Source organism: Bacillus sp. FF-1 (assembly GCF_028548245.1).
Taxonomy (GTDB): domain Bacteria; phylum Bacillota; class Bacilli; order Bacillales; family Bacillaceae_G; genus Bacillus_A; species Bacillus_A paranthracis.
Map to the genome: position 1 here is coordinate 89,220 of NZ_JAQQGG010000007.1, position 18,810 is coordinate 108,029.

Genomic DNA, 18,810 nt, shown 5'->3' on the forward strand with positions numbered 1-18,810 from the left:
TTTCATCTCTATTCCATTACGATACTTCTTCTTTCTTATCTTTTCCGTATTCATGCTCCCAGAAATCAGCATTTTTAATTCCTAATGGCCCTGGATCGAATACTGGATCTTTTCCTTCTTTTTTCTGCTTTTCATAATCCTTTAATGCAACTAATGCAGGTTTTTGTAATAGTAAAATCGCAATGATATTTACCCATGCCATAATTCCTACACCGATATCGCCTAAAGCCCAAGCCGTTGCTGCTGTTTTGATACAACCGTAGAATACAGCTCCTAAAAAGACAAACTTTAGTACCATAGACAGCCAAGGGCGGTCTTTATCACGGTTTAAGTACGCGATATTCGTTTCTGCAATGTAGTAATACGCCATAATTGTTGTAAATGCAAAGAATAGTAACGAGATTGCAACGAAACCGTTTCCAAATCCAGGGAAAACAGATTCTACTGCTGCCTGTGTATATCCCGGTCCTGGCTGTGCACCATTTAATTTATTTACGATAAAGTTTTTTCCGCTTGCATCAAATACGTTATACATGCCTGTAATAATCATCATAAATGCTGTTGCTGAACAAACAAATAATGTATCAATGTAAACGGAAAATGCTTGCACTAAGCCTTGCTTAGCTGGATGTGATACTTCTGCTGCTGCTGCTGCATGTGGTCCAGTTCCTTGCCCTGCTTCATTAGAATAAATACCACGCTTTACTCCCCAAGAAATTGCTAAACCGATAATACCACCAAATGCTGCTTCTAATGCAAACGCACTTCTTATAATTAACATAAATGCTTCTGGCAGTTTTTCAATATTCATAGCGACAATAACACAAGCTACTAAAATATACCCAACAGCCATAAACGGTACGACAACTTGCGCTACGTTAACAATTCGTTTTACTCCACCGAAGATGATAAGAGCCAATACAACAACTAATAAAGCCCCTGATAGAGTAGTATTAATTCCAAAAGCTGTCTCTAAACTTACAGCAATACTATTTGCTTGCACGCCTGGTAATAAAAGCCCAGTTGCAAGGATTGTCGCTGCAACGAATACTAATGCATACCATTTAACCCCTAAACCTTTTTCAATGTAATAAGCAGGTCCACCGCGAAACTGTCCTTGATGCTTTGTCTTATAGATTTGCGCGAGTGTTGATTCTACATAAGCTGATCCTGCTCCTAAAAAGGCTACTGCCCACATCCAAAATACAGCCCCTGGTCCACCGAAGGCAACCGCTGTAGCTACCCCAGCGATATTCCCTGTCCCAACGCGCCCTGATAACGAAAGTGCTAACGCTTGGAATGAAGAAACACCAGCCTCTGATTTTTCTCCTTTAAATGTCAGCTTCACCATTTCTCCTACGTGCCTTACTTGTAAAAACCTCGTTCGAATAGAAAAATATAAACCTGCTCCTAAACATAAATAAACAAGTGCTGGACTCCAAACAATATTATTTAACCAATTTACGAAAGCTTCCAATATTCCCCCTCCTTTTTATCAAGAATATTCAGAATATATAAAAATTATAAGTGTATACCGAATCTATGACAATATTATTTTAATAAAACAAACATATTTTTGTATAAAAAAACAAAGTATATATTTGTTTTATATACTTTGTTTTGAACAGAATGTATTATATATTCACAATTGCTTCTTTTTTTATAATTCTTTCGTATAGCTCTTCTGATAACTTTCGGAAATTATCTGGCATATCTTTCCCTTTAAATTTCTTTTGGAGCGTGCCGTATAGACCTATGTCACGCAAACGTAAAAATAGTGGTAATGATTCATACCAGCTATCCGCCAGTCTGTGCTCATACTCATAGCCTTTCCGTAATACTTGTAGCTGTTTACGAGCAAAATCGGTCTTCTCTTCCGCTGTCCACGGTGTAAATAGAACAGAGTAATAAAGAACCATCGCTAAATCATGTATAAAGTAATTATAAGCCGCATCATCAAAATCAAAGATTGTTAGCTCTTTTCCATCATAATGAAAATTACCTGGATGAATATCACCGTGCATAAGGCCGAACGTTTCTTTTTCAATTGGAAGAGCCTTTATCTCATCCATTAATACCGCAGCGATCTTTTTCACTTGATCATTTTCTAATTCATTAACAATCCCACTCTCATCTTCTTCCCACGTATCACGGTAGTCTGTTTTAGGATAATCCATTGTAAGGCGATGCAGTTGTCCAATCGCTTTTCCCCATGCTTCAAAGTAAGCCTCTCCCCAATATGGTGATTCCTCTCCTTTTACTTGCTCACCTTTTGCATATGTAAATAAGGAAACGAAAAAGAAAGTTTCATCCTCTGCTCCGATTTCTTCTACAAGATTTTGAAACGTTGAGTACAGGGGGCCTGCTACCTTTGCTCCGTTCTCTGCAACATATCGTAAAAAATCTAGTTCAGCCTCGACTTCTTTTTTAGAGCGATGCGACGAATGCGTTAAACGTAATACATAGTCTTCATCATTATCACCCTTCGCCTTAAAAATATAATTCTCAAAATCTCCAAGCGGCTTGTCTTCCACTGTTACACGAAACAAACTCGCTGCTCTTTTTAAAATCTCTTTCGTAAAAACACGTTCTACAGCTATTTCCATATGTATCCCTCCTATATATCTTCTTAATTCGACATAAATGTTAAAAGTACTGCTATGAAATTGAATAATGCGTGGGCAATCATAGCTGATAAAATAGAATTTGTTTTCTCATATAACCAAGCAAATACTACTCCACTTAAAAAATTCACTGGTAATGTGTTATATGTGGGAATATGAACAACAGTAAATATTATAGAACTTACAAGCACTCCACCCCATATACCATATTTATCACGAAAAAATGTATAAAAAACACCTCGATATAAAATCTCTTCATAAATTGGTGATATAACTGCTGCTCCAATTACCGCGATACAGAACGAATATATTGATTTATCATTTTGGACCGTCTCCGTTTTACTATTTTCAAAAGAAATACCCATTTTCTCCATTATCATTAATACAGCAATACTAACTACAATTAAGGTAATCAATGCTATAACTGTCCATAAAAAATCTTTCCATGAAAGTTTTCGAATTCCAATATCTTTCCAAGACAGTTGATATCTTTTTATACAAAAAAGATAAACTACAGTAGTAAATATCACCGCCATTATAAATCCCATTAATACTCCAGCATATAATGAGTTCCCTATTATCTTTAAAGCATATTCATATAAAAGAGATTCAACTGTTACTGGGACAATAAGAAATACGAAAACTAATAAATATAAAATTTCTTTCCATCCCCACATATACCTCAAAGTCACCTATATCATCCCCTATATCCTATTTTCTATAGTATAAAAGATGACGTAACGTAACTTTCAAGCTACTTTTTCAAAAATAGTCCAAGCATAAATTTCTCGCAAAAAGAACAACAAAAGAGTAAAAACCAAAAGCATATGTTTCCATCACTTCCATATATCCTCTATTCAATTCACCATACATATTAGAAGTACTGCTATGAATACTATAAAAAATCTAAAAACAAAAAAAGGTTGATTCACTAAATCAACCTTTACATTATTAAAAGTTTTATTTATCAATTGATTCTCGTATATAACATTTATTTTTATTTCTCTTCACCTTTTGTCTGCATTGAATTGAAAGTCCAATTTAATTTTAATGAATCTCCTTGAAATACATTTTGCTCTGCATTATTATCTACAAATGTGAACATTACATAGAAAGTATCATCATCACCAGAAGCAAGTCCATTTCCTTCTCGGTCTACAACACCTTTTTGTACAAGATCAGGAATACTTCCATTTTGCGTAGATACCTTTAAATCAGATAATGTAGTAGACCAAATTGGAACCTCATTTTTATCCAAATTCCACAAGAAATCAACACGGATATGATCACCAAAATCAGCATTTCCATTATCTCCTTTAGCATCGATTACACTGTAATCTGTCAGGAGTTTCACATCTCCTATTGCTAAAGTTCCTTTGTTTACTAATTGAAAACCACGCTCCATTTCATCACCTGGTTTAATATTATCGACATTAATAACAACTTCAGGATTCACACTCAAATCTAAAGTCCCCGCTGCAAAAGTGTTTTGTGACACTTCCTTATCACTAAAATACGCATATGTTCCCCCGCCAATTAAAGATAAGCCAAGTGCTGCAGTTACAACACCCATACCAAGTTTTTTCTTAATGCTCATTTCACAAGTCCCCCTATTTTTAAAGTTCAAACTACAAACCTTATTTCCATCCCACAAAATAATTTAAGCAACTACCTTGTCCCACAGCGAAAGTGAACCAACTTTAAACTAGTTACTTCATGTATCAAAACGACTATTACTTTTAAAATAACCGGTAATGTTACCGTAAATTATTACCGGTTATTTGTTAGCCAATCTCATTTCATTTACTATTCATTGTCTGATTGCATTATTTACTCTAGAGTTTTGCCCACTTATTTTTTTGGTTCTAAGCCAATAGAGCGTAAGATTTTATCTAATGTCACCGGACCTACATTTTCTTTCGGTTTCTGATTTTCTTTAGCATCTGAACTCTTTTTCAAGAAGTTTTTCTCAATAAAACGAATATCTGTTTCATCTACAACACCATCTTGATTTATATCTCCATCTTTTACAGATACTTTTCCTTTTCCATACGATAAAGCTGCTATTCTAGCATCTTGAATGTCTACCATTTTATCTCCATTTACATCACCTGCAAGGTTATCATCCATGTCAGCTCTAAAGTTTTGTCCCACTAATTCACCATCTTGCACCTTCCCTATTTTTGCTGTTAATTTACTATTTAAATGACCTGGCATTTCTACGAAAATATCATATTCTTTATCACTTACTGGGACACTATGAATTTCAAATTGCCCGTTATCACCAATCGTTCCTGTATATTTCTTTCCATCCTTGCCAACTGCGTACACTTTTGCTCCTAGTTTTGTATAGTCTTTCTTACCTAAATACCCCTCTTCATTCAAGAAAGCTTCCGGGCCAATATATCCTGTAATCGTTGAATGTTTCGAAACAATAGCAAAAGATTTATCTTTAAACGCAGGAATCTCAATGCCTTCTGATGCACCAGCTTTTGTATAAGAGAACTTCTCTACTCCAAATGCAGTTAAATCATTAAAGTATTCATCGTTCGTCATCTCGAATGTAACATCTAAAAATGGTGTATCTCCATCTAATCCTTTAAATTCTTTTCCTTCTAATGATGCCCCAACTTTCACCTTGTTTTCCCAAGCTCCTTCTTCACTTATCTTCGGATCTTCTAATTTAAGGTTCAGTCCATGTTGTTTTACATATTCCGTAAGTGCTGGATTTGGTTTCACATCTGTAAATTTAAAGAGCTGCTTGTAATAAGGAATTTCAAATGTACCTGACATAAGCTGTTTTACATTATTAAGATTCAAAGTTAACGTAATTTTCTCTCCTAATTTGATTTTATCTTTGTCATAACTTGGAACAGCGTATTCTGTCCCTTCCTTTACAAAGACGTAATCTTTATATCCAGTTGCCATATTCCCTGCAGTTGCAAGATCATATCCAAATAATTTTAAATTTAACGGCTCATTTATTTCCTCTGGAAGTACTCCAAATTTAAAATCACCATTTGCTTGAATTGTATTCAGCCAACCTGATGGAAAGGCTGAGTTTTGATAATATACAATTTGGTTCGCTTTTTGACTATACTGCAAGCCTTTTGCTTTTAATGCATCTACTGTAGAATCATAAATATTACCATGCACCCATAATGCACGTTTGCCGTCTTCTTCTTTAAACATAGAATCATTTACTTCATGTATACCAGGTTGTACATCCTTAAATTTCATTTCCGGTATAACATTATCAATGATAATGCTATCGCCTTTTGTATACGATTTTCCTTCTTTATCATATCCAACGAAGTTCAATTCGTAATCTCCATCAGGCAACATAACAGGTTTATCCCCAATTGGATGAGCTGGGTCTCCTGTGAATGGAAGTACATACCCTCCCATACCAGAAAACATCATATATTCAATATTCGGTGTTAGACTACTTGCATTAAGTGTACCAACGACTCCTAATGCCTTTCCTGTCTTTCGGTCCTTCACAACTGCATCAATAGTTTCAAGAGGACTATTTAGTTTAAATGTCAAAGGCGAACTTGGTCTCTCCATAAACGGATGGAATTTAGATGCATCTGTTGCCATTGCATCTCTCAGTAAATCTACAGACGCAATCCCTTTTTCTGTGAATTTAACTGCAAATGGTACTTGATACACTTCTTTTTCATTGTTTTTATTTGAAATATGAATATAGCCCTCATATCTACCAAATTCAGCGTTTTCTGGAATGATAATTTCAGGGCTAATTTCCTCTGATGTACTAGGAGCTACTTTAATAGAATCTGGTACATTTAGCTTCACACCATTCTTCGCTGCATCTTGCACACCTACACTTGTAGATGAAAACTCTACTTCTAATTTAAACTCTTTTCCATCAGTTTTACTGCTGTTCTTAATTAAGACTTTTCGACTATCTTTAATAGGCCCATTTTCAATTTGATTTTTATACCCAAACGCAATAGAACCTGTTTTTTCTTCAATTTCTACTTCTTCATCATCTACAACGTTTGATGTTTTATCGATAACCTCGATAGATGTATCTGCATGAACTGCACGATATGCATCAATTCGTCCAGAACCCACCTCAAATACAGAACGCTCTTCTTTTAGGTCAACTGCGGTATTCATAAGTGCTTCTTTTACTTCAAATGGACTATAGTTTGGATGTTCTTGTAAAATAAGTGCCGCTACCCCTGCAGTATGAGGAGTTGCCATAGATGTACCTGACATACGTCCATACGCTACCGGATAATTTTCTCCATCTTTTGGATCATTAATATATTCAGGAACAGTTGAGAAAATAGACACACCTGGTGCTACAATATCTGGCTTAATATCATCTGTTTTAGTTGCAGGACCACGGGAGCTGAAATCAGCCAAATGATCTCCCTCTGTTTTTATATTACTAAGTTCTCCAAATGCTAACGACACATCTCCTTGTACAGCTTTTGCTTGCAATTTCTCACCATCTACTTTTGTTAAGCGGAACGATGGAATAGATGAAGTACTTTCCCCAAGATAACTTGTAATTTCCCCATCTACATTGTTGTATACAATTACCGCCTTTGCGCCTGCTTCCTTAGCATTTTTAATTTTTTCATCAAATGTAATCTCACCACGTTGGATAAGAGCTAACTTCCCTTTTACATCTTTCCCTGTAAAATCATCTAATTTCCCAAGTCCTGCATATACAACCGATAAGGATTGTCCTTTCAAATCTTCAATCTTATCAGTAAAGCTTTTTCCAAGTAGCATCATCTTATCTACATGTACATCACCTGCATCGGCGGAAAACGTTGGAATATTCATTGCAGCGTCACTGGCTCCAACTGTAATTGGAAGTGCTGCTGCACTAGGTGATCCTATCGTACCTTCTTCCGGACCACTATTACCAGCTGCTACTACTGTAACAACACCTGCTAACATCGCATTGTTCACTGCAACAGAAGTAGGATATAAAGGATCATTAATAGACGCTCCTAGTGATAAATTGATAACATCCATATCGTCTTTCACTGCTTTATCAATCGCAGCAAGAATACCGCTTGTTTGTCCACTTCCATACGGACCTAGTACGCGATATGAATATAAATCTACATCTGGAGCAACGCCCTTCACTGCATAATCCACACTATTCTGTTTGTCTGCAGCAATTGTCCCGGCTACATGCGTACCATGGGATGTATAATATGCACTTCCCTCATAAATTTCAGGATATCCTCCAGAATTTTGCCAATCCTTATACGTTGTCTCCATTGGATCAGCATCATTATTCACAAAGTCCCATCCTTTTATTGAGTTCGGATCTACTTTACTTGGATCTTCACCTTGTTTTGCACGATATCCTTTATATGCATCTTTCAAATCCGGGTGGTTGTAATCAATACCTGTGTCCAGTACACCTACCTTAATTCCTTTACCTGTTATTTTTTCATCATGCAGCTTGTCCACACCAATTTGCGGTACACTATCTACCATTTTTGGTTCAACAGCAGTCTTAGCTGTTTCTTTCGGCAAATCAATTTTAACCTCATGATCTTCCCATACGCGCTTAACGATACCGGTACGAACTAAGTCTTCGATCATATTTGCTGGTAAAGAAATCGCTACACCATTAAAAGCATTCTTATACTCTCTTGTTATTTTTGCAGATTTTACATTTGTCCCTTTCTCTTTATTCTTTTGAAGCTGTTCAAGCTCTGCTTTAAATCCTTTATGTGATGCCTCTACCTTTTGTTCCGCATTTGAAAGAGCTATCTTTTTCCCTTTAGCCGCTTGTTTTAATACCTCAATTTTGCTAGGCGCTTGCTTAAATTCTATAATCACATTTACATTATTAGGACTTGCTGTATTGATACCTGGCGAAATAACAAAACCTGGTTTTGTATCTAACGTTTTTAAGGCATTACGTTGTTCCTTTGTAAGGCCTTTTAAGATAGCATCTGCATCATCAATTCCAGTTAAAGTAGATGTATTTACCTCTTCCGCTAATACGTTATATGGAATCCCTTGAGACAATAACATTCCAACTGTTAACGTTCCAATAAGAACCTTTCCAAATTTCCCTCGTTTCATATTGCATCTCCCCATTATTCATATTATTTTTGAAACAAATTGATTCTTACATTCCCATGTAGCATCGGAAACTCTATCAATCTTAATCTTTTGTATCATGAAAGATTCCAACACTACTACCATCCCCATACCTCATATAGCTAACCACTCACTTTACTCTTTTTATAAGAGCCCCCCATCATTTGTTTCCAACAAAAGATTTTCATGAAATGAATTATTAACAATATTAAAATGTAATTCTATTTTTATTATTTCACATTTTGATTATTCTGAAAATTAAACAAAAGGAGTATCTTTTCTCTAATTATTCTATGCCTACATAGTACAAAAGAACTATCTTGTCATTTATTCTTTGTGATACAGAATAAATCGACACGATAGTTCTTTGATAAATTTCTTATTTAATCTAGCGGAACCAATTGATTTCGAACTGCATAAATCACTGCTTGCGATCGACTTTTCACATTTAGTTTTTTAAAAATTTTATTGATGTGTATTTTAACTGTTTTATCACTAATATATAAAACTTCAGCAATTTCTTTATTACTAAGTCCTTTTACTAGTTCAAAGAGAATTTCCTTTTCACGTTCCGTCAGTTCATTTTCATTTGATTCTACTTTCATTTTTTGCTGATGATATGTAATTAATTTTTTAGTCATACGCGGATGAATAACTGAATCACCTCGATATAACATTCGAATTGCTGCTACTACCTGCTCTGATGAGGAATCCTTCAATAAATAACCATCAGCACCGGCCTGAAGTGCATCCATTAAATACTCATCATGTTCATACATTGTAAACACAAGTACTCGGCAACTCGGATAAATTTTTTTCACTAACTCTGTAGCTTCAATCCCATTTTTCCCTGGCAGGTTAATATCCATCAAAATACAATCTGGTCCGCATTCTTCTACTTTTCCCAATACTTCATCCCCAGAGCTAGCTTCTCCAACCACTTTCATATCAGATTCATCTTCTAGTATGCTCCGAATTGCATCCCGTAAAAAAGCATGATCATCTACTACTAATATTTTAATCATTTTACGCACCCCTTGTTTGTGAATCTGGAATTAACAGTGTAATTTCTGTCCCCTTTCCTATAGAACTATCAATCTGTAAAGTAGCCCCTAATTGGTCAGCTTGTTCATTCATATGTAATATACCATAATGTGGCTCATTCTTTGTTTTAACCATAGACTCAAATAGTGAAAAGCCAACTCCATTATCCTTAACCCTTAAAAGAACGTGTTCACTTTGATAACTGAGTAAAACATCAGCCTTTTTTGCTTGTGCATGTTTTACAATGTTTTGCAAACTCTCTTGTAATGTATCAAATATAACTCTTTCTTTTGAAAAACTAAGCGCACGTGCATGGCCTCTTTCATGATAGGTAATGTCTAATTCATATTCTCGTTTTAAAGATTTTATTTTACTTGCTATTGCCTGCTTAAGACCTAATTGTTGTGTCGGATATGGTTTTAAAGCATAAATAGAATAGCGAACTTCTCCTAGACTTCCTCTTAAATCTTTTATGCTTTTCTCAACTACTTGCTGCATATCTTTTGGTTTATCATGGTATTTTTTCCGTGCGGATTCTAGTTGGAATATTACCCCCGCTAATGTTTGCGCAATACCATCGTGAATTTCACGGGCAATTCTATTTCTTTCTTCTAAAATCATTCTTTTTTTCTGTTCAGAAATCAATATCCTTGTTTTAACAACGTTAGCTAATTGGTTAGAAAATGTAGCTAACGACTGTACATCTTCCGGAAAGAAACCCGCATTTCTACTTTTCCCTGCAACAAACATTCCGACTAATTCATCATTTACTATAAGAGGAAAATATACAAGTGAGCGTATAACACTATCAAATATTTCATCTCCAGGAGCCGTACCAATTTTCCAATCATTAAATACAAGATTTTTAGAAAGTTCCTCAAACGCCCTTGATATTTCTGAATCATCAGAAATATAAGAGCGCACTTTCCCATCTTTTAATAGAATACTCCAGTTCCCATCATCTTTTGTCCATATTACATATGCTTGTATGCCAAAAAAACCTTTAAGTGCTTGTTTAATATGTTTCAAGTTTCCTCCAGTTAATCCTCGACTAATTTCGGTCGTAATAAGAAATAACTCATATAATCGTTCCTTCTCCATCCTTATCCGTACAGAAAAAGAACTAATAACTGAAGCTGCTACAAGTGGAAAAAAGAAAAACAGTACTGTAATCTCGTTTATTTCCACACTATATATACTAATTAATACATGCATCAGGGCCGCATAAGAGAAACCAAAAGTTTCGCAAAGAAATACCGTTACAGTTTTTTTATACCACTGATATATTGAATATGGCTGTGGAAGAAGTATCATCAACAAATCGTAAAAACGATTGTTGAAAAAACAAAAAAACACGCAAAATAATAACAAAGATATTAAATTTTCATATAGAACTGGCATAACTATCTTATTAAGTAATAAGGACATACATTTGTTTGAAAACCATTCGGCCAAAATCAAACTAAGTGCATGCTGAGTACTATTAAATAACATTCTTTGTATCGGTGAACGACGATGCAGGTGAATAATTAGCGTTACGAATACAATAGCAGTAATAGTTATATGGATTCCAAACTGCCAACTCATAGCGTAAATGATCGGAAAAGTAAGCGAGCTAGTTCCTCTCCAAAATCTTACAGGAAAATACTCTGCAATCCCCATAAATAGTAACAACATTATTAGTATTGTTGGATGAGAAGGGATTTTAATTTCAAGTAAAGATATAGTTATAGTAACCAAACCAAGAAAAGAAATAAAATAAAGATAAGAACTAGCAATCTTTTCTCTCATAAAGATAGAATTTACATCCTTCAAAACAACCCCTTCTTTCTTTATAAAAACTTCATTTTCCCTATTATCCAATAAAAAACCGGCACTGGCAAAATGGAAGAACATCCACTAGCCAATCACCGGCTGTGTACTGTACCTAAAAAGGCAAGACACAATACTAGTATTATAAATCGTTTTTCTTAAATTTCCTATTCATCAAATGATGTAATTATGCATCCCGCTAGATTTACTCTCCTATAGTACAAAAGATATATATTAATATCGCAAATATATACGTTCTTTCCATTTCCCTACTTTTCTAAAAAATCCAAGCATAATTTTCTCACAAAAAACAAAAATTAACAGAAATAATTTCAATGTAAAGGAGATGGAAATTATGACCGAACAGAAGCACTCACAACAAGATAATAACAAAAAGCATATGTTTCCATCACTTCCGGAAAATATTAATTACATTGAAAATAAGCTATGTCACTCAGATGATATAAAAAAATTAGATGTCCCATTTCAAAACGGCAAAGGAACAATCTTATATATCGAATCTTTAGCAGATTTAAATTTAATTCACCAATTAGCTCTTGAGCCTTTATTAACTCGGTCGGATTTGTCTTTAGATAAAGCTTTTGCCACATTAAGTATGAAGAAAGAAACAAATTTAAATTACGGTGTGCAACTTTTATTACAAGGCAAATCATTATATTTTCATGAACAAGTCGACAGTTTTTGTATTTTCGAAACAGCTTTATCTTTAAAGAGAGATATAGCAGAGCCTGATAATGAAGGCATTGTACGTGGACCACATACTGGTTTTGTAGAAGATTTAGCAACCAATTTAGCTTCCATTCGTAAACTCATAAAAAGTCCAAATATCGTCGTTAAATATTTCACACTTGGTGAAGAAATGCATACGAAAGTGGCAATTGCTTATATGCAAAACATAGCGAATGACGATTTAGTTACAGAAGTAAAAAGAAGGTTAGAAACGATTAAGACAGATGCACTTATGCCTCCGGGATATATACAAGAATTTATAGAGGATACGTCTTTCTCACCATTTCCGCAGCAATTAAATACAGAGCGTCCAGATAGAGTCGCAGCAAATTTAATGGAAGGACGAGTTGCTATTTTATCTGATGGAGATCCAACAGCGCTCATCGTTCCTGTTACATTATTCGCTTTCTATCAATCACCAGATGATTATAATAACCGCTGGATTGTCGGTTCTTTCGTCCGAATGATTCGCTTAGTGAGTTTTTTGATTGCTTTTCTCTTACCAGCTATATATATCGCAACCGTAGCCTTTCATCCTGATGTATTGCCGCTCGAACTTGTATATACAATTAAAGCTTCATTAGAGAAAGTACCACTTCCTCCTATTTTTGAAGCTCTCTTAATGGAGCTAATTTTCGAGTTATTACGGGAAGCTGGTATTCGTTTGCCGAGCAGAGTTGGACAAACAATCGGTATTGTAGGCGGTTTAGTAATTGGTGATGCAATTGTAAAAGCCGGACTCGTTTCTTACACAATGATTATCGTTGTAGCTTTAACTGCAATCTCATCTTTTCTCGTTCCATCAAACGATATGAGTTCAGCAGTCCGGATTCTTCGATTTCCATTAATGCTCCTTGCTGCCCTATTCGGATATGTAGGAATATCGTTCGGTCTCATTATAACTTTCGTTCATTTATGTCAGCTTCATTCTTTTCATACACCATATCTTTCTCCTGTTGCACCAATGCGGATTAAAGATATGAAAGATTCTTTTGTCAGACTACCAATTTGGTCATTTTGGGAACGACCACATGATCCAAAACCGAAAAAAATGCAGCGCCAACATGTAACGAGAGAGGATGAGGACGGTGACAAACACGCAAAGTAAAATTTCGCTAGTTCAATTTACCTTTTTCGTTATTCAATGCCAAATTGGAGTGGGTATACTTTCCCTGCCTAACCGTCTTCACCCAATAGCAAAAGGCGGTGGGTGGATTTCCGCGCTCATCGCCGGGCTTGCGATTCAGCTTATTATTTTACTTATGTGGCTTTTCTTAAAACGATTCCCTGATGCAGATATGTATGAAAGTGTTTGTATGCTATTTGGGAATAAGTTTGGAAAACTATTAGGTTTTGCTTATGTTTTTTATTTTACCCTTATTGGTATGACGGTTATGTTGAATGCTTGTAATGTCATTAAAGTGTGGATATTACAAGCAACTCCTTGGTATGCCATTCTCATACTATTTACAATAGCTTGTTGTTATGTAGCTTATAACACTTTTAAAGTCATCGTACGATTTTATGTCATGGCCTCTATTCTCATTTTACCAATGGCTCTTTTAATTGCCCTAGGGCTTTCCCGAGCTGATTTCTCTTATATTTTTCCCATTACAGAAGCCGGCTGGTGGAATATAATTCAAGCATCCAAGGAAACAATTACAGCCATGTATGGTTTTGAAATCATTCTTATCGCTTTTCCAAAAGTAAATGGCAGTTCTGTCGCAAAACTAAAGGCAATTTCTATCGCGAATGGATTTGTAACCCTTTTTTATACTTTTACTGTTTGGATTTGCTTTATCGTATTTAGTCCAAAACAAATTGAGCTTATTCCAGAACCAGTTGCTTACTTATTACGATCCTTGCATATCGGGATTATAGACCGAACTGATTTACTATTCATACCAATTTGGATGATAACAGTTGTAGCTTCTATCGCTAGTTATTACTGCGCTGCTTCTATAGGAATTGGACATATATTCAATCTTGGTAATCATAAAAAGGCTGTCCCAATCGTTGGTATTATTGCTTTTAGTATAGCCCTATTTATCGATACACCTGAAGAATTAAAAGTGATTGCAACTTTCACAGATAAGTTCACCTATATTTTCATCGTTGTCCTCCCTCTTTTATTTCTACTTTATTCAGTAATAAGAAATAAGAAAGGAGAACAGTATGTTCAAAAAAAGAGTTAAATTACTTTTTGTATTATGCACTAGTGCATTCCTTGCTGGCTGTTGGGATCAAGAACCATTAAGGGAAGCAAGGTTAGCTTATAGTATTGGATCTGATATTACGGAAGAGAATCAACTCCAGCAAACAATTGAGCTCGTAAAAAGTTCAAGCGGCGAACAATCTTCATTCGAGAATGAAATACATTCAGCAACCGGGCATAACATAAGAGATACAAGCGATGCACTGAAAAAAAATGTGACTGGAAATATTCGTTATTTTAAATATGGTGTTCAATTACTAGGAACCAAAATTTTAAAAAAAGGTATACTACCTTATTTAGATGTCAGCTTTCGGGACCCAACAAACCCAACTGCTTTAGTAAAACTTATTGCAGTAGATGGTGAAACATCCGAGATACTAGAAAAAAAGAAAGTAGGAAATTTACTAATTGGAGATTTTCTAAAGAAAAAAGTGAAAAGCTTAGAAGATATGAGTGTATTTCCAAAAGAAACTTTAGAAACAGCTGCTACAAAAATGTTAGATCCGGGTAAAGACTTTACCCTCCCTTCTATAAAAATAAAAGGAAAAGAAGTAATTACAAACGGATTAGCTTTATTTAACAATGATAAATTGACCGGGCATTTACCTTTAAAACAATCTGTTTTATTCGTATTATTAACTGGAAAAATGGGAACAAGTGCCCGTATAACCCAAAAACTTACTAGCGATGAATCCGAGAAGACATCTGACTATTTAACAATGGAAGTGAGCAATCGGAAATTAAAACGAGACTTAAAAATAACAACAGATAAAAAAGGAAATGTTTATGCTCACATTAAGCTTCAATTAAAAGTTATAGCCCTTGAAGCTCCGAGAGATAATCTTTACAAAATGGATGAAAGAAAAAAACTAAATAAGGAACTATCCAAACAGCTCACGAAAGAAGCGAAAAAAATAACGAAAAAGTTACAAAAGGCAAATTGTGATGCTTTCGGAATTGGTAGACATCTTATCGCTTATCATCCTGACCTATGGAAGAAAAAAAATTGGAATAAAGATTATGCAAAAGTAAAATTTAAGCCTGAGGTAGAAGTAAGCATTTTGTATAGTGGTGTCTTAAAATAAAAGGTTGTATGCCACGCAGGCATACAACCTTTTATTTCGTATATCGATATACAATTGATTCATATGGTCTTAAGTCAAGGTTTGTAATATCCTTGCTGGAATCTTTATAATTCGACAGTAATACTTCTTGTTGCATTCCATCTAATTGAACGTGCGCTGGTACAGAGTACGTTATTTCCTCTCCATAGAAGTTATTGATAACAAGTAGCACTTCACTTTCTGTAGTACGAGTATATGCCCAAATTTTAGGATCATTTTCATCCAAAATAGCATATTCTCCTTCTGTAATTACATCATACGTTTTTCTAAGTTCTATTAACTCTTTATAATGATAAAATACAGACTCTTTATCTTCTAATGCCTTCTCTACGTTTATTTCTTTAAAGTTTTCAGCCACTGAAATCCAAGGTGTACTTGTTGTAAAGCCACTGTTCATCTCTTCATTCCACTGCATTGGAGTACGGGAGTTGTCACGAGATTTTTGTTTTAAAATCCCGATAATCTCTTCTTTTGATAATCCTTCTTCCAACTTTATATCATATATATTTAACGATTCCACATCACGATATTGTTCAATAGACTCAAAATTAGGATTCGTCATACCGATTTCTTCGCCTTGATAAATATAAGGCGTTCCTTGCAACATATGCATAGCCGTTGCTAACATTTTTGCAGATTCATTTCTATACTTCTCATCATTACCGAAGCGTGACACAATACGAGGCTGGTCATGATTACACCAGAATAACGCATTCCATCCCCCGCCCTTTTGCATTTCAATTTGCCAATTAGACATAATCTCTTTTAATTTAATAAAATCAAAATCAGCCTTCGTCCACTTATCACCATTCGTATAATCAACTTTTAAATGATGGAAACTAAACGTCATACTTAATTCATTACGCTCAGGGTTTGAATATTTAATACAATTATCAATTGTCGTAGATGACATTTCTCCAACTGTAATTACATCTTTCCCTTCAAAAACATTTCGGTTCATTTCTTGTAAATATTCATGAACACGTGGGCCATCTGTATAATATTTACGGCCATCGCTTGTCGCCGTACTTCCATTATCATTTAAGAACTGTTGATCTTTTGAAATTAAATTAATAACATCTAATCGGAATCCAGTTACCCCTTTATCAAGCCAAAAGCGCATCATATCATATACTTCTTCACGAAGTTTTTCATTTTCCCAGTTTAAATCTGCTTGTGTCTCATCAAATAGATGTAAATAATATTGCTCTGTCTTTTCATCATATTTCCAAGCAGACCCACCAAACTTAGATTGCCAATTATTTTTTTCATCACGCCAAATATAGTAATTACGATATGGACTATTTTTATCTTCCTTCGCTTCTTTAAACCACTTATGCTCCGTCGAACTATGATTTACAACGATATCAAGCATAATTTCAATGTTACGTGCTTTTGCTTCTTCTAAAAGCTCTTCAAACTCTTCCATCGTTCCGTAAGATGGATCAATACTGTAGTAATCACTTACATCGTATCCATTATCATTTTGTGGCGATTGGTATATCGGTGTTAACCAAATATAATCTACTCCGAGTTCTTTTAAGTAATCTAGTTTTTCTGTAACCCCTTTTATATCACCGGTTTCTTTATTGTAATAGCTATTAAAGCTCTTCGGATAAATTTGATAAACTACACTTTTATGCCAATCCTTCATGTTTAACTTCCTCCTACTTCTGTTTTACTCGTTTTGCAAATAACCACGTTAACGTAAATGGAATTACAATTGCGATAACCATTCCGACAATAAACATTGGAATCGATTTCGGAATGATAGAAATAAATGCTGGTAATCCACCAATTCCGATAGCAGGTGCTAATACACCATTTAATGTAATGAATATCGCCGCCACAGCCGATCCGATAATCGCTGCATAGAACGGGAATTTATTTCGTAAGTTTACACCAAACATAGCTGGCTCTGTAATACCGAAATATGCCGAGATTGCTGATGTCGATGCCATACTTTTATCATTTTGATTTTTAGAAATCCAGAACATCGCAAGTGCCGCACTACCTTGCGCAATGTTAGAAAGAGCAATCATTGGCCAAATGAATGTACCACCGTGTTGTGCAATTAATTGTAAATCGATAGCAATAAACATATGATGCATACCTGTAATTACAAGTGGTGCATACAATGCTCCAAATAATACCGCTCCAACTACTGGTACTGTTTCATATACACCTACTAATCCTACTGTTAATAAATCTCCAATATGACGTGTAACCGGACCAATAATCCCTAATGCTAATACACCTGTCACAACGATTGTTGTAATTGGTACAACTAATAATTGAATTGCATTTGGTACATGTTTCTTTAAAAAGATTTCTACTTTACTTAATACAAATGCTGCTACTAAAACCGGCAAGATTTGTCCTTGATATCCTACCTTCTCAATTTGGAACAGCCCTAAAATATTGAAGTACTCAATCTTTTGACCATCTAAACCAGTCGCTGCTTTTCCATAGTCCCAGGCATTTAATAAGGCCGGATGCACAAGCATTAATCCCATAACAATCCCTAGTATTGGACTACCACCAAAACGTTTTGTTGCTGACCACCCGACAAGTGCCGGTAAGAATACGAATGCTGTATTGGCCATCATATTAATTAAATCCCAAAGCCCGCCTAAGTTTGGATACACATCTAATAAATTTTTCCCATCAAAAAATAAGTCCTTTGCGCCTAATAGATTGTTAATACCCATTAATAAACCAGCTGTTACGATTGCTGGTAATATCGGCATAAATACATCTGAAAATACTTTTACAAACTTTTGAGCTGGATTTAACTTTTGGTTTCCAGAATCTTTTACATCAGCTACTGTCGCTTCCTTCATACCTGCAAGCGTTATCAATTCAGCATATACTCGATCAACATCTCCTGGACCAATTACAATTTGAAATACCCCAGCGTTATGAAACGCTCCCTTCACTAATGAAACAGACTGCAATTTATCGTTATCTATTTTACTTTCATCCTTTAAAGCGATACGGAGTCTCGTTACACAGTGCGCAGCTTGTTCAATATTGTCTTTCCCGCCAATATACTGCAACACTTCCTCTGCTGTTTTACGATAGTCTTTCCCCATATTCCCGTCCCTCTTTTCTTTTTTTGATACCGTTT

12 protein-coding genes are annotated in these 18,810 nt (G+C 35.1%); 3 read left to right on the forward strand and 9 right to left on the reverse strand.

Annotated features, from left to right (window positions below):
- Positions 1-16: 16 nt before the first annotated feature.
- The 7 genes from PQF83_RS21365 to PQF83_RS21395 all read right to left on the reverse strand — a co-directional run bounded on the left by PQF83_RS21365 (position 17) and on the right by PQF83_RS21395 (position 11,594).
- A complete protein-coding gene (locus PQF83_RS21365; RefSeq protein WP_000387151.1) occupies positions 17-1,477 on the reverse strand; it encodes an alanine/glycine:cation symporter family protein in 1,461 nt (486 codons plus the stop codon).
- A 157-nt stretch (positions 1,478-1,634) separates the two neighbouring features.
- Complete coding sequence (locus tag PQF83_RS21370) at positions 1,635-2,606, reverse strand: phosphotransferase enzyme family protein (RefSeq protein ID WP_000401656.1); 972 nt, start codon at positions 2,604-2,606, stop codon at positions 1,635-1,637.
- A 23-nt stretch (positions 2,607-2,629) separates the two neighbouring features.
- Positions 2,630-3,316 (reverse strand): CPBP family intramembrane glutamic endopeptidase, encoded by a 687-nt coding sequence (locus PQF83_RS21375; protein WP_002163753.1) that lies wholly within the window; start codon positions 3,314-3,316, stop codon positions 2,630-2,632.
- A 305-nt stretch (positions 3,317-3,621) separates the two neighbouring features.
- On the reverse strand, positions 3,622-4,221 hold the full coding sequence (locus PQF83_RS21380) for a TasA family protein (protein ID WP_000023363.1): 600 nt from the start codon (positions 4,219-4,221) through the stop codon (positions 3,622-3,624).
- A gap of 254 nt (positions 4,222-4,475) precedes the next feature.
- Positions 4,476-8,717 carry a S8 family serine peptidase gene (locus tag PQF83_RS21385; protein WP_272792338.1) on the reverse strand — a complete coding sequence of 1,414 codons (4,242 nt, stop codon included), beginning with the start codon at positions 8,715-8,717 and terminating at the stop codon, positions 4,476-4,478.
- Positions 8,718-9,118: 401 nt separating this feature from the next.
- Positions 9,119-9,760: a response regulator gene (locus PQF83_RS21390; RefSeq protein ID WP_000590668.1), complete on the reverse strand. Its 642-nt coding sequence runs from the start codon at positions 9,758-9,760 to the stop codon at positions 9,119-9,121.
- Between the two features lies 1 nt (position 9,761).
- Positions 9,762-11,594 carry a GAF domain-containing sensor histidine kinase gene (locus PQF83_RS21395; RefSeq protein ID WP_002163754.1) on the reverse strand — a complete coding sequence of 611 codons (1,833 nt, stop codon included), beginning with the start codon at positions 11,592-11,594 and terminating at the stop codon, positions 9,762-9,764.
- Positions 11,595-11,946: 352 nt separating this feature from the next.
- Between PQF83_RS21395 and gerKA the strand changes: the two genes are divergently transcribed.
- The 3 genes from gerKA to gerKC are packed head-to-tail and all read left to right on the forward strand — an operon-like array spanning position 11,947 to position 15,641.
- On the forward strand, positions 11,947-13,449 hold the full coding sequence (gene gerKA, locus PQF83_RS21400; RefSeq protein WP_000139275.1) for a spore germination protein GerKA: 1,503 nt from the start codon (positions 11,947-11,949) through the stop codon (positions 13,447-13,449).
- Positions 13,430-14,536, forward strand: a complete 1,107-nt coding sequence (locus PQF83_RS21405) for a GerAB/ArcD/ProY family transporter (RefSeq protein WP_000185779.1) — start codon at positions 13,430-13,432, stop codon at positions 14,534-14,536. The genes gerKA and PQF83_RS21405 overlap by 20 nt, the downstream gene beginning before the upstream one ends.
- Positions 14,517-15,641, forward strand: a complete 1,125-nt coding sequence (gene gerKC, locus PQF83_RS21410) for a spore germination protein GerKC (protein ID WP_000474039.1) — start codon at positions 14,517-14,519, stop codon at positions 15,639-15,641. The genes PQF83_RS21405 and gerKC overlap by 20 nt, the downstream gene beginning before the upstream one ends.
- 31 nt (positions 15,642-15,672) lie before the next feature.
- Here gerKC and treC read toward each other — a convergent pair whose 3' ends face one another.
- Entirely contained in the window at positions 15,673-17,334 is a 1,662-nt protein-coding gene (gene treC, locus PQF83_RS21415) for an alpha,alpha-phosphotrehalase (protein WP_000656119.1), read from the reverse strand.
- A 13-nt stretch (positions 17,335-17,347) separates the two neighbouring features.
- On the reverse strand, positions 17,348-18,775 hold the full coding sequence (gene treP, locus PQF83_RS21420) for a PTS system trehalose-specific EIIBC component (protein WP_000513946.1): 1,428 nt from the start codon (positions 18,773-18,775) through the stop codon (positions 17,348-17,350).
- Positions 18,776-18,810 lie beyond the last annotated feature (35 nt).

Bases quoted from the DNA above. Each gene is read 5' to 3' on its own strand.
- treP (WP_000513946.1), bottom strand. From the start codon at position 18,775: ATGGGGAAAGACTATCGTAAAACAGCAGAGGAAGTGTTGCAGTATATT.
- PQF83_RS21390 (WP_000590668.1), bottom strand. From the start codon at position 9,760: ATGATTAAAATATTAGTAGTAGATGATCATGCTTTTTTACGGGATGCA.
- gerKA (WP_000139275.1), top strand. From the start codon at position 11,947: ATGACCGAACAGAAGCACTCACAACAAGATAATAACAAAAAGCATATG.
- PQF83_RS21380 (WP_000023363.1), bottom strand. From the start codon at position 4,221: ATGAGCATTAAGAAAAAACTTGGTATGGGTGTTGTAACTGCAGCACTT.
- PQF83_RS21370 (WP_000401656.1), bottom strand. From the start codon at position 2,606: ATGGAAATAGCTGTAGAACGTGTTTTTACGAAAGAGATTTTAAAAAGA.
- gerKC (WP_000474039.1), top strand. From the start codon at position 14,517: ATGTTCAAAAAAAGAGTTAAATTACTTTTTGTATTATGCACTAGTGCA.
- treC (WP_000656119.1), bottom strand. From the start codon at position 17,334: ATGAAGGATTGGCATAAAAGTGTAGTTTATCAAATTTATCCGAAGAGC.
- PQF83_RS21385 (WP_272792338.1), bottom strand. From the start codon at position 8,717: ATGAAACGAGGGAAATTTGGAAAGGTTCTTATTGGAACGTTAACAGTT.